Here is a 12489-nt window from a genome sequence, read left to right as displayed (position 1 = left end):
CCCATATGACCTATAATGAAAAGCGACTAAACTATCATTTAGAAAGACTCATATGGAACAATCACATGTTATCACACAACTACTGGGAATTAAAGACCCTCATATCACATTCTCCAAAGAAATACACGACATGAAAACTCATAAGGAATTGAAAGCTGTCCTTGACTACGATGCCCCACCTTGCCCTAACTGCCAAAGTCAGATGGGCAAGTACGACTTCCAACGGGAATCCAAGGTCCCTTTTCTCGATTGCGCAGGCTACAAGACTTTGATTCGCCTCAAAAAGCGCCGTTTCAAATGTCAGTTTTGCGGAAAAATTACTGTCGCTGAGACTTCTCTAGTCCCTAAAAACCATCAAATACCAACCATCGTCAAACAGAAGGTGGCCCAGCTTCTCATCGAGAAAGTCTCCATGACCGCTATCGCTGATAGACTATCCATCTCCACCTCAACCGTCATGCGAAAGCTCAACGAGTTCACGTTCAAGTCTCATTTGACTTATTTACCCGAACATATGTCCTGGGATGAATATGCCTTTAAGAAGGGCAAGATGAGCTTTATTGCTCAGGACTTTGACACCAACAACATCATCGCTATTTTGGATGGACGGACGAAAGCTGTCATTCGCAACCACTTCCTGAGATATCCTCGGCAGGTCAGAAACGACGTTAAACTCATCACCATGGATATGTTTACCCCCTATTACAACCTGGCTAAGATGCTTTTCCCAAACGCTCAGATTGTCCTTGATCGTTTCCACATTGTGCAACATTTGGGACGTGCCATGAACCGTATCCGTACTCAAATCATGAACTCTTTTGATCGAAAATCCCACGAATACAAGGCTTTGAAACGTTACTGGAAGCTGATTCAACAAGATAGTAGCAAACTCAGTGACAAGCGTTTTTACCGCCCGACTTTTCGCATGCATTTGACAAACAAGGAGGTGGTCGAGCGTCTTTTGAGCTACTCTGACGAGCTTAGAAAGCATTATGACCTTTATCAGCTTCTGCTTTTTCACTTCCAGGAAAAGCAAGCTGACCACTTTTTCGGCCTGATTGAGGAGCAGATAGACAGCAGCAATCCTCTCTTTCAGACCGTTTTCAAGACCTTTTTGAAAGACAGAGACAAGATTGAGAACGCACTGGATTTGCCTTATTCTAACGCTAAACTGGAGGCTACCAATAATCTCATCAAAGTCATCAAGCGCAATGCTTTTGGATTTCGGAACTTTGAAAACTTTAAAAGACGGATTTTGATCGCTATCAATATGAAAAAAGAGAAGACCAATTTGGTCCTCTCCAGATGTTAGCTTGTCAACTACCCACTACAGTTGACATGGAGCCTACAAAAAACGCTCAGCTTAACTTCTGAGCGTTTTAGGTTGAAGACAAACCACCAATAGGAGGTTTGCCTTCAATCTGAACCTTTAAAATAAAGACTCTTTTTACTTTGTTTTTAATGTCCCGCGCGGGAATCGAACCCACAGCTAGCGCTTAGGAGGCGCTTGTTTTATCCGTTAAACTAGCAGGACCGACCAGATGACTAGGAACACTGCCTAGCAAAGCTGTCAGCTTAGATTAGCCAGAAAGGCCAGAATCGTTCTTTTTTAGAACCCATCCCTACGTCTTTAGCCCATTAATCAGGCTACCTGTCTATTGTAACCTAGAAAAAGGCAGAATGCAAGACGAAATCTTTAATTACTCTATTAAATCCCCATAGCTCCCCATAACATCAGGGGCACAGATCAACACCTCACCAAAAAAATCTAGCCCTTCTTCCTTTAATTGCTATGACACGATATCAGCTTCTATCTGGTGATTCAAGTCTTGAGCATTTCCAAAGTCAGGCAAGCTCGCCATTAGTCAAGCTGCGGTCATCTACTTGATACTAGGTATAGCTGCAATCAAAAAGCCCACTCTATCATAGAATGAGCCTTTGATATGTCTTGAATTGAGCGTAGGTTCACATACCTGCGAAAAGAAGCTTGTCCCAAAGACCCTGCTGCTCCAGCAGTCCTTTCATAAGACAGTGAAAAACCTCTCGTATGCTCTTTTTAGCGACGAATTTCCTTGATACGCGCTGCCTTACCTTGCAAGGCACGTAGGTAGTAAAGCTTAGCACGACGAACCTTACCATGACGCACAACCTCAATCTTTTCAACACGTGGTGTGTGAACTGGGAAGGTACGCTCTACACCGATACCACTAGAAATCTTACGAACAGTATACATCTCTGAGATGCCTTGACCTTTACGTGAAATGACTACTCCCTCAAAGATCTGGATACGTTCACGAGATCCTTCGACAACCTTTGCGTGCACACGAACGGTGTCACCAGGACGGAAGCTAGGGATATCAGTACGAAGTTGACCTTCTGTCAAGCTTTGAATTAATGGATTCATTGTTTATTCTCCTTATCTTACTAATCTTAAGCGCGAGTCTTAGCGGATTAGCCGTAATTTTTGTGCGTCCATTACACACGAAATTCATTTTAACAAAATAAGCCTTACTTGTAAAGCTATTTCCCCCAAAAAACTGATCAAAGCACTAGGAAGCGATGCTAGTGGTCACCCTTTGCTTAGTGTAGATTGAATACCTGCGGCTCACCATATAGGCAAAGGCCATCACGATAAAATAAGCGGCTGCGTTTGTTGCACCAAAAACTTCTAATCCAACAAATATCGGGGCTAAAAAGGTATTGGTAGCACTGCCAAAGACCGCAGCATAGCCAAGAGCTGCAGCCAGCTGAGCTGGCAAGCCAAGCCATGGTGCTAAGACAATTCCTAAAGCCGCACCAATAGCAAAAAGTGGCGTGACCTCACCCCCCTGAAAGCCAGCCGAGAGAGTAATAATGGTAAACAAGAGCTTTAACAGCCAATCATAATTAGTAATAGTCTGGTGACTAAAGGCCGATGTAATTAAGTTAGCGCCTAGGCCACTATAGCGCCCGTAATGGCACAGCAGCAGGCTAAGCGATAAAATGCTACCAACAAGCAACACACGATAATAGGGATTTGACAGCCTTGCTGCAATATATGGCTTAGCCCTTGCCAATAAGAAGGCAAAAAGGTTACCAGCCAAGCCAAAAATAAGGCCTAGTAGCACTAATTTCCCAAAGGTTATCGGGGTGATTTTCAAGGCCTTGGCTATCGGGACTGAAAATTTTTCTAAGCCTAGGCAATGGGAGGTCCAAGAGGCAGTAAAAGCTGCTATAAGAGAAGGCAGCAAGGCTAAATAGCTTATATTTCCTAACAATAAGACCTCTAAGGCAAAAACAACCGCTGTCATTGGCGTTTGAAATAAGCCTGCAAAGCCTGCGGCCATGCCCATGACTAAAAATAGCTGAGATTTGTCCTTAAGATGGCTAAAACGTCCCAAAAAATGTGACACTGTTGCTCCAATTTGAACCGCTACGCCTTCACGACCAGCACTGCCTCCACATAAATGCGTTAGCCAGGTTGAGAGGATAATCAACGGAATCAACACCAGTGGCAGTTTTGCTTTTTCACCATGCCCCACATCAAACACTAATCCCATTCCTTGCTTAGCGATTTGGCCATACTGTTCATATAAGAACACAATCACAAGTCCAGCAAGAGCTAAGCAGGGTAACAGGTAAATGAGATGAGCGTCACGAATAGCAGACAAGAGCAATAAGCCTTGTCCAAAAACAGTATCTATCACACCTACCATCACCCCAACAAGCAGGGCTGCAAGAGCCAAATAAACATTATCCCCTATACTGATGTCTTGATTGTTTTTAATAGGCTTCATCATCATTTGAACCAACCGCTATTTGCTCAGCCTGATAACGCCTTGATGCTGCCATAATCGCCTTAAATAGCTCAAGAATGGCAGGCTCAAAGGCCTTATGCCGAATCTGCTGTGACACGCTCCTTAAAACCTCAGCCTCTCGCTCTTGATCAAGCACTGGCACATCATGTACCTGCTTATAGGCCGCTACTTGGTCAACCAAGGCCATTCTCTTTTCCAGCAAAGCGATCAACTGACGATCAACAGCATTAATATCTTGTCGTATGGTCTCTAATCCCATCATTCACCTAACTTCTTCTTTTATTTATCTTTTTATTATAGTGAATTTCAGCTCAGTAAGCAAGTAACCCCCAAAATGCCTCACATCATACGCATAACGAAAATGCATGTAACTGCTTTCTAGTCACATGCATTTTTTAGATATGATCAACATTTTGACACTATCAATTGTTTGCATTCAGGTTAATAATGCCATGACTTTTCTTGAAAAAGAGCACATAGTCATGACAAAACGATCAGAAAATATCAGTTTTTCATGCATTTGGCGATTAAAAACGCAAGCCACCACTGACATTTTTACCAATCCTATATCAAAATCTTACTTATGGCTCTAATGCCTGGGACATTTGCTCAGCAAAGGATTCTAGGCGAGCAATATCCTCTTCCTCAGCAGCTAAATCAACCTTGACCGAATCAGCTCCCTTAGTGGCACCAGTGGCAGCTAGCTGCTCGTCGAAATCATCAACTGATTTGCAAAAATAATCATAAAAGGTATCACCAGAGCCCACGACACCGTAGATCTTGCCTGACAAATCCAAGTCCTGCAAATCCTCATAAAAGTCGACAATCTCATCTGGTAAGTCCCCATCACCGTAGGTATAGGTCGCAACGATTGCCATATCAGCAGCCTCAAGCTCTGAAGCATCAACTGTTGTACACTCATCAACCTCAACATCATGTCCCAACTCTTGCAATTTATTAGCAACAATATCAGCAATTTCCTCAGTATTTCCTGTCATGCTGGCATAAACGATTTTGGCTAATGCCATAATTTCCTCCCAAAATAACTAAATGTCAGTATATTTTATCATACTTTGCCAAGAAAAGCATCATTTCTTGATGTAAGACTGATAGGCCTTGTCCAAACGAGCCAATAAAGCTTCTTTTTCAGCTGGACTGGCAAAGCTGGCCTTAATTGCATCACGATTGTGTTCCAAAAAGTCTGAGACGCTTGTCTCAAAATGCTTGACAAACAGTTCGTATTCCTTTGTCAGGTTAGTATCTGATACTGTCCGATTGTCTGTGTTAATGGATAATTTAGCGCCAGCCTGCCTTAGCTGCATATAAGGAAAGTCCTCAACAGTCCTAGCAGCCTTGGTTTGTAGATTACTCGTGAAGCACAGCTCTGCTGTCACATCATTGGCGATAAACTTGGCCAATAAATCCTTTTGGTTATGAATGGCCGTCACATGCCCTAAGCGTTTGATACCTAAATCAATAGCATCAACAATATAGTTTGGACAGCCACACTCACCAGCGTGAAGCGTAAATGGTAACCCATAGGCCTGCGTCTCTTTGATCAAATCTGCTAAGACAGCTGGAGGAAAGTCCAGCTCGTTGCCTGCAAAATCAAAGCCTACCAAGCCTTTGTTGGCCCACTCTAAGACATTTGCAAAAATCTCTCTGCTAATGTCTAGTGAGGACTGACGCATGCCACACACAATAGCCTTAGCGACAATGCCAAACTCTTTTTGTCCTTGCTCAAGCCCTTTTAGGACTGCCTCTACCACCTGAGTAGCGGTCAGCCCCTGATCCATTGATAGCTCAGGAGCAAATCGAATTTCAATGTAGATGACATTTTCAAGGGCAGCCTGCTTCACAACATCATAAGCAGCCAATGTTAAAGCCTGAGGCGTTTGTAATAATGGTCTGATAACATCAAAGGTTTTTAAATAATCCATCAAGGATTCGCAGGTTTCCGGTGCGGTTACCAGCTGCTTTAACTCAGAATCATCTTGAGGAACATCTACCTGCGCCAAAGCCGCCAATTGACGAATAGTGTCTAATGACAAAGAACCGTCTAAATGGCAGTGCAGCTCAGCTTTAGCAAGCTTCTTTAAATCTTTTGTTTCCAAGCTGTATCTCCTTATTAAGTCTATTTTTTAGTATGATACCAAAAAATTGCCAAAAAGCAAGTGAGCATTTTCTCAAAAAGCAACGGAAGGACCGCATTTTTCTATACCCATGAAAATTAGCAGCTTTTGGGGCAAGATTTGATTATCATCATGACATCGTCCATTAAGAGACAGGCTTTTTTCGTTCCATTATGGCTGATATATGCTATTATGTTATCATAAAGGAAATTGTACCAGTGATTTTGGAGGCTAGCTAATGTGGGTTGTTAAAGCATTTGATCAGTTAACAAGAGATGAATTGTTTGCCATCTATAAAGAGCGTGTGGCAGTTTTTGTGGTTGAGCAGCAATGTCCCTATCCTGATATTGACGATTTGGATCAAAAAGCTATCCATCTTTTCAAGCAGGTTGATTCAGAGCTTAGGGCCTATTGTCGCTTAATCCCAACTGACAATAGCATAAAGCTGGGACGAGTACTGGTAGCACAAAAGGCAAGGCGAACAGGACTAGGACGTGACTTAGTTCATCAAGCCTTAGCCTATTGTCAACAGCACTTTCCAAAGCTTCCCGTCTACGCTCAAGCGCAGGCTTATCTTGAGCCTTTTTACAGCTCATTTGGGTTTAAAGCAGTCTCTGAGATTTATCTGGAAGACAATATTCCTCACATTGATATGATCAAAAACTAAAGGATACCTATGACAACGTTTCAAACTATTTTAGAACACATTAAGCACTATCAAACCATCATCATTCATCGGCACCAAAACCCCGATCCAGATGCTCTAGGGAGCCAAGCAGGACTTAAAGAGATTATCAGGCATAATTTCCCTGACAAAAAGGTCCTGATAACAGGCTTTGATGAGCCTAGTCTGGCTTGGATTAGTCTCATGGATCAGGTGTCCGACGATGATTATAAGGAAGCTTTAGTGATTGTTACAGATACTGCCAATCGCCCCCGCATTGATGATGAGCGCTACACAATGGGCGCTTGCCTCATTAAAATTGATCATCACCCTAACGATGATGTCTATGGTGATCTCTCCTACGTTGACACCAAGACCTCAAGTGCTAGTGAGATTATTGCTGAATTTGCCTTTAGCCAAGGATTGGCTTTAACTGATGAGGCAGCTAGACTATTATATACTGGCATTGTGGGAGATACAGGGCGCTTTCTCTATGCCTCCACAAGCAGCAAAACACTGGCCATTGCAAGTCAATTAAGAAACTATGCCTTTGACTTTGCTGCTATTTCGAGGCAGATGGACTCCTTTCCACTTAAAATTGCCAAGCTACAAGGCTATGTTTTTGAGCAGCTTGATATAGATGACAGTGGTGCAGCCCGCCTACTGCTTAGTCAGAAGGTCCTAAATTCCTTTGGTATTAGCTTGGCAGAAAGCTCAGCAATTGTCTCTGCTCCTGGAAAAATAGACGTGGTGCAGGCTTGGGTTATCTTTGTTGAGCTGCCAGATGGCCAGTACCGAGTACGCATGCGCAGTAAAGAAAAGGTCATCAATGGTATTGCTAAGCGTCATCAAGGAGGCGGGCACCCTCTTGCTAGCGGTGCCACGTCATCAGGCTTAGAGGAAAATGAGCAAATCTACCAAGAGCTGATTGATCTCTTAACATAAGACTTATCATCTTATTGATGAATAGTGATAGAAAAAGCTTGTCAAGCTTACTAACTTTTGTTAAACTAGAATAGTTAATAACTATGATACGGACAGTATCATGGCAGAAAGGAACTTTTTTAAGATGAGAAAAGACATTCATCCAGATTATCGTCCAGTTGTTTTCCTTGATACAACTACAGGCTACAAATTCCTTAGCGGTTCAACTAAGACCTCTAAAGAAACCATTGAGTTTGAAGGGGAAACTTATCCTCTTGTTCGTGTAGAAATTTCATCAGACTCACACCCATTCTATACAGGTCGTCAAAAGTTTACGCAAGCCGATGGACGTGTGGATCGTTTCAACAAAAAATACGGTCTCAAAGACGCGAATGCAGCAAAATAATAAGCTTACAGCAAAGACACTGCCAAATTCAGGCAGTGTCTTTTTTGCTTATGCAACTTTCAGTCCGTTTCACTCCGATAGGTGCGAAACAAATAAACGAGCTTGGTTAGTCGTCATCATCTGCTAGGGCTGAGATGAGGGTATTGACATGGTGGATATTGTCACAGGCAAAGGCTTTGAAATCAAGCTGTTCACCGATCAAACAGGCATTAATGAAACCAATGACCATTGGCATATTCATGCCTGCGTACAGCTCAAATTGATGTCCTTCCATTAACAAACGACTGGCAACGTTACAGGGTGTTCCACCCATCAAATCTGCAAATACAAGAACATCATCTAAGCCTGCAATTAGCTTTAAAAGCTTTTCTTTAAAGTCATCGGCACCTTCGTTGGGCAGCAGTTCTGCTGTTAGAATATTGTCCTGTGGCCCCATAATCATTTCTGTACTCTTTTTTAGCTCTCGACAAAAGGCTCCATGACTAATGAGAATTAAGGTTTGTGCCATCAGCTATACTCCTAAAATATTGAAATAAGACATCACTAAGGCAAATAAAATAATCACAACAATTGCTTTAGTTGGTGACATGCCCTTACGCCCTAGCAACCAGAAGATGGCTCCGGTAAATAAGGCTGGAACTAGACGTGGAAAAATGGTATCAATTAAATCTTGAATATTGATAACCTTCTCACCAATTTTGGGTGCTGCGGTAAACTGAAAATTAATCATCGTTGCAATTAAGGCCCCTACCATGAATACTCCCATGACTGAGGCTGCATCTACTACAGCGGTTAGCTTATCACGCATGGTGGTGACGAGCTTTGTACCTTCTTTATAAGCAATTTCAAGCTGCTTCCAACGAAACACATTGATGATCATCTGAGTACATACCCACATCAATACGCCAGTAATCCCTGACCAAACCCCTTCTTTAGCAAGACCTGCAGCTATAGAGCCCATAATAGCTGGTACTAAGGAGCCAAAAACCGAATCACCAATTGGAGCAAATGGTCCCATTAAGCCTGTTTTGATCCCATTAACAGCATCTTTTGAGGCAAGGCCTTCATTTTCCTCTAACGCCAAGTCAATTCCTGTGATAATCGTATGAAAGAAATTTGATGTGTTAAAAAACTGCGTGTGCGTCTTCATCATTTCTTTTAGCTCTGGAGTCCCATCGCCATAAATCTTACGAAGCTGTGGCAAAATCATATAAAGATAGCTAGAGCCCTGCATACGCTCATAGTTCCAGCCCCATTGGAATGTGAACAGGCTGCGTTTATTGATCTGATTAAAATCCTGTTTGGTTAATTTATAATTAGATTTCGTCATCTTCAATTTCCCCACTTTCTGATACCCCAGTTTTTTGTTCAGCTACAGGTGCTTGTTGACCGTTTTTATAATGGAGGGTTGCCAAGGCAAGTCCAATAATAGCAATACCAATCATTGGTAGTCCCTTGAATGGCGCAGCATTGAAATCCTTGGCTACTCCTGCAAGGGCGCCTCCAGCTACCTGAAGGTTGGTGTAAATGGTTGTTAACATTGCTGTCAAGCCAAAACCTAAAGCCAGATAATGGAGATTACGTTTAACTGGTAGGTAGTGAAGCAAGATCGCAAAGCCCAAGCCTGGAAGCATTTTTCCTGCAAGAGTTAGACCATTTGCTAGCCATTCATAATGGTCAATGAACTTAACAACTGTATCAACCGCACCACCACCTAAAGAGACCGCTAAAAATACCGGCAGAGCACGTGATAGGGCCCAAGGTACAGCTCCCATAAGGTAATCACGCTCAATGCCTCGGTAGTTAAAGTTTTCAACATGGCGGTCAATACGGTGAGCAAAGAAGGTCGTTGAAAAGCGTCCTAGAATATCAGTATAAACCAGCAAGGCCGCTACCGGAACTGCAATGGTTGAAATCGCTAATTCTGGCTCTATGCCTTGAGCAACCGAGAAGGCTGTCGCAATAACCGCACCAGAGGTTGCATCGATACGCGAAGCTCCTCCAAAGGTCCCAACACCAAGCACCATCAATTGAAGGCTACCACCAATCCAAAGACCGGTTTGCACATCTCCCATGATGATACCTGAAATAAATCCTGCAAATACAGGTGAGCCTGCAGAAGAGACAATTGTTAGCTCATCTAATGTTTGATAAGCTGAGTAGAGTGTTAATAATAGGATTTGCCACCATTGAATCATAAGCTTTTACCTCCTGAAACAGATTCGTTTTTGATTTGACACATCTTAATCAACCTTATCCAACAGCTGCATAAAGTCTGCTGGGGCATCATTGGGTACCATTTGGGCAATGAGATGACACCCTTTGGCTGAAATAGCCTTGAATGCCTCTATATCCTCGTCTACAACGTTAATGGAACGCGTTACCGGACGAGTCTCTGGCGTCTGTGACATATTGCCGACATTTAACTCTGAAATAGTAACCCCTTTTTGAATCAGCCCTAAAAAGCTATCCGGCTTTCTGGCTACTATCAACAAGCGTTGAGAATCATAGCGGCCCTCCAAAATATTGTTGGCTGCTTTTTCAACGGATAAGATAGATAATTTAACACCACTAGGTGTGGCTAGCTTCAGTGCTGTTTTTTCAAGGTCATTGCTAATCACCTCATTATCGACCACCATGATACGGCTAATGTTTAGCTTTGTCGTCCAGAGATTGGCTACTTGACCATGAATTAACCGGCCGTCAATACGTGCTGCAACAATTGTCATAAGTTTTCTCCTTTTATATCATTATAAATTGGTTCCTTAGTTAAACGAATTGACTCACTAAACTGCCCTTCGGTTTCAAATATCAACAGTCTATTTTGACCTTGCTTTAATAGCCCTTTAGGAATATAAAGCGATAATGTTGGACCGACCTTCCAAAAACGTCCTAGGTTAACACCATTTACAAGGGCAATTCCTTTTCCGAATTGACTCAAATCAAGATAGGTATCTGCCGGCTGCTGACAATCAAAATCATAGGCATAAAATCCTGGCACCCCATCGGTCCAACCTGCAGAAAAATCAATCCAATCCAGCTCTTGAAAATCTAGCGGAAAATGCTCCCAATCACCTACAAAATGCAAGTCAGCCATTAAGCCTCTGCCTAATCCTTTTTGTTGGCTTGGTGCTGTCAACTTGTGCCCATAGCTGACACGTCCCATATTTTCGACTAAAATATCAAGCTGTGTGGTCTCACCCTCTTGATGTATCAATATATCCTGACCGATTTCCTCCTGATACTGGGTTTTCACGTGCTTTTCATCTAAAAAGAGCTGAATGCGGTCTCTAGCATCAATGACCCTGAGCCGCTCCTCCTTGCTATGTCTAGCGAGGTGCGTTCTATACAGTAGGTAGCCCGTTGGCTGACCTAGCTCCTCCATATTGCAGGGATAAAAGCTCTTCTTAAGAGCGCTTACATTTTTGATTGTCTTAAAAAGACTAACCCTTGCCGACAGCTTGATAGACTCTAAGGCCATCGTAGAACTAATCATTGGCTCTGCAAAGGATAATTGGGGGTAACGCTCCTTGAGACGTTCTTGCAGCAGGGTATATTTCTTTGTTGGGTTTCCTGCCTCATCTAGTAATGCGTCGTAATCATAGGAGGTTATCTGTGGTAAATCCTTTTGCAGACGAGCTGACGAGCCATTCATAAAGCCAAAATTAGTGCCACCACAAAACATATAAAGGTTAATGCTGCCTAGCTCTATAGCTTCCATGATTGCATCAACAGCTTCCTTGGGGTCCCTTCGAATGATTGGCTCATTCCAGCGATTAAACCAGCCCAACCAGAATTCCATACACATCAGAGGCCATTGCTTTTGATGTGCTTGGAAAAAATCCTGCATGCTGGCAAATTGCTTTGAAGCATTTGATCCAAAGTTGCCTGTCACAAAAACATCATCGTCAATCAGACTCCCTGATGCTAGCGTGGCTGACCAAGGCCCATCTGAGGTAAAGAGAGGGGCACTAATGCCTTTAGCAAGCATAAGCTCTTTTAATTTTCTTAAATAAGCCTTTTCTTCACCATAAGAACCATACTCATTTTCAAGCTGAAACATCAGAATATTGCCGCCATTATCTAACTGACGCTTCACCAGCTTTGGTAGTAACACATCATAATAATCTGATACATGCTTAAGAAAGACCTCATCGCTTGATCTGAGCCTACAATTTTCAGTTAATAGCCAAGCCGGTAAACCACCAAACTCCCATTCAGCACAGATATAAGGAGAGGGTCTGACAATAGCATATAGGCCACATTCCTGTGCCAAATCCAAAAATGCCTCAACATCTACAATCCCCTCAAAGGTAAACTGTCCCTTCCTTGGCTCATGCATATTCCAAGGAATATAGGTTTCTACTGTATTAAAGCCTAAGGCCTTCAGCTGATAAAGCACCCTAGACCAGCTATCAGGAGCTATCCTAAAGTAATGAATGGCACCTGATAATATCTTAAACGGCTTGCCATCAAGGTAAAACTGCTCCTTTATGCAAAATTGCTTCATATTATCTCCTTTTATTCATTAACCATCAGCCTTTGATCAATGGCTTATTGACAAGC

At 42.6% G+C, this 12489-nt stretch carries 14 protein-coding genes and 1 tRNA gene; 4 read left to right on the top strand and 11 right to left on the bottom strand.

Features of this window, described 5'->3' with window-relative positions; genetic code table 11:
* The first annotated feature begins 52 nt into the window (after positions 1-52).
* On the top strand, positions 53-1312 hold the full coding sequence (locus I2432_RS04115; protein ID WP_014622390.1) for an ISL3-like element ISSeq1 family transposase: 1260 nt from the start codon (positions 53-55) through the stop codon (positions 1310-1312).
* 150 nt (positions 1313-1462) lie between these two features.
* Here the strand turns inward: I2432_RS04115 and I2432_RS04110 are convergent.
* The 6 genes from I2432_RS04110 to add form a co-directional block, all read right to left on the bottom strand.
* A tRNA-Arg gene (locus I2432_RS04110) sits at positions 1463-1534 on the bottom strand.
* A 522-nt stretch (positions 1535-2056) separates the two neighbouring features.
* On the bottom strand, positions 2057-2404 hold the full coding sequence (gene rplS / locus I2432_RS04105) for a 50S ribosomal protein L19 (RefSeq protein ID WP_021320621.1): 348 nt from the start codon (positions 2402-2404) through the stop codon (positions 2057-2059).
* Between the two features lie 145 nt (positions 2405-2549).
* Positions 2550-3782 (bottom strand): chloride channel protein, encoded by a 1233-nt coding sequence (locus I2432_RS04100; RefSeq protein WP_206156916.1) that lies wholly within the window; start codon positions 3780-3782, stop codon positions 2550-2552.
* A complete protein-coding gene (locus I2432_RS04095; protein ID WP_041785397.1) occupies positions 3763-4056 on the bottom strand; it encodes a chorismate mutase in 294 nt (97 codons plus the stop codon). Before I2432_RS04095 ends, I2432_RS04100 begins: the two co-directional genes overlap by 20 nt.
* Positions 4057-4378: 322 nt before the next feature.
* Positions 4379-4825 (bottom strand): flavodoxin, encoded by a 447-nt coding sequence (locus tag I2432_RS04090; protein ID WP_012678143.1) that lies wholly within the window; start codon positions 4823-4825, stop codon positions 4379-4381.
* Between the two features lie 60 nt (positions 4826-4885).
* Positions 4886-5911 (bottom strand): adenosine deaminase, encoded by a 1026-nt coding sequence (gene add / locus I2432_RS04085; protein ID WP_043983662.1) that lies wholly within the window; start codon positions 5909-5911, stop codon positions 4886-4888.
* A gap of 256 nt (positions 5912-6167) precedes the next feature.
* Between add and I2432_RS04080 the strand changes: the two genes are divergently transcribed.
* From I2432_RS04080 to I2432_RS04070, 3 genes are all read left to right on the top strand, one after another.
* Positions 6168-6596 (top strand): GNAT family N-acetyltransferase, encoded by a 429-nt coding sequence (locus I2432_RS04080; RefSeq protein ID WP_043025613.1) that lies wholly within the window; start codon positions 6168-6170, stop codon positions 6594-6596.
* A 9-nt stretch (positions 6597-6605) separates the two neighbouring features.
* On the top strand, positions 6606-7538 hold the full coding sequence (locus I2432_RS04075; RefSeq protein WP_042670471.1) for a DHH family phosphoesterase: 933 nt from the start codon (positions 6606-6608) through the stop codon (positions 7536-7538).
* 124 nt (positions 7539-7662) lie between these two features.
* Positions 7663-7923: a type B 50S ribosomal protein L31 gene (locus I2432_RS04070; RefSeq protein ID WP_012515383.1), complete on the top strand. Its 261-nt coding sequence runs from the start codon at positions 7663-7665 to the stop codon at positions 7921-7923.
* A 106-nt stretch (positions 7924-8029) separates the two neighbouring features.
* Here the strand turns inward: I2432_RS04070 and I2432_RS04065 are convergent, their stop codons facing one another.
* From I2432_RS04065 to I2432_RS04045, 5 genes are read right to left on the bottom strand one after another with little or no spacing between them, the layout of a single operon-like run.
* Entirely contained in the window at positions 8030-8431 is a 402-nt protein-coding gene (locus I2432_RS04065) for a PTS sugar transporter subunit IIA (RefSeq protein ID WP_043983663.1), read from the bottom strand.
* 3 nt (positions 8432-8434) lie between these two features.
* A complete protein-coding gene (locus I2432_RS04060; RefSeq protein ID WP_021320614.1) occupies positions 8435-9253 on the bottom strand; it encodes a PTS system mannose/fructose/sorbose family transporter subunit IID in 819 nt (272 codons plus the stop codon).
* Positions 9240-10121, bottom strand: coding sequence for a PTS mannose/fructose/sorbose/N-acetylgalactosamine transporter subunit IIC (locus tag I2432_RS04055; protein ID WP_206158997.1), 882 nt, complete (start codon positions 10119-10121; stop codon positions 9240-9242). The genes I2432_RS04060 and I2432_RS04055 overlap by 14 nt, the downstream gene beginning before the upstream one ends.
* Positions 10122-10166: 45 nt before the next feature.
* Entirely contained in the window at positions 10167-10652 is a 486-nt protein-coding gene (locus I2432_RS04050) for a PTS sugar transporter subunit IIB (protein ID WP_014622687.1), read from the bottom strand.
* Entirely contained in the window at positions 10649-12433 is a 1785-nt protein-coding gene (locus tag I2432_RS04045; protein WP_206158996.1) for a glycoside hydrolase family 35 protein, read from the bottom strand. The genes I2432_RS04050 and I2432_RS04045 overlap by 4 nt, the downstream gene beginning before the upstream one ends.
* Positions 12434-12489: the final 56 nt, after the last annotated feature.

The organism is Streptococcus equi subsp. zooepidemicus, assembly GCF_015689395.1.
In the GTDB taxonomy this organism is placed as follows: domain Bacteria; phylum Bacillota; class Bacilli; order Lactobacillales; family Streptococcaceae; genus Streptococcus; species Streptococcus equi.
The sequence above is the reverse complement of the archived record's forward strand: the minus strand, read 5'-3'. Positions and strand labels throughout refer to the sequence as shown.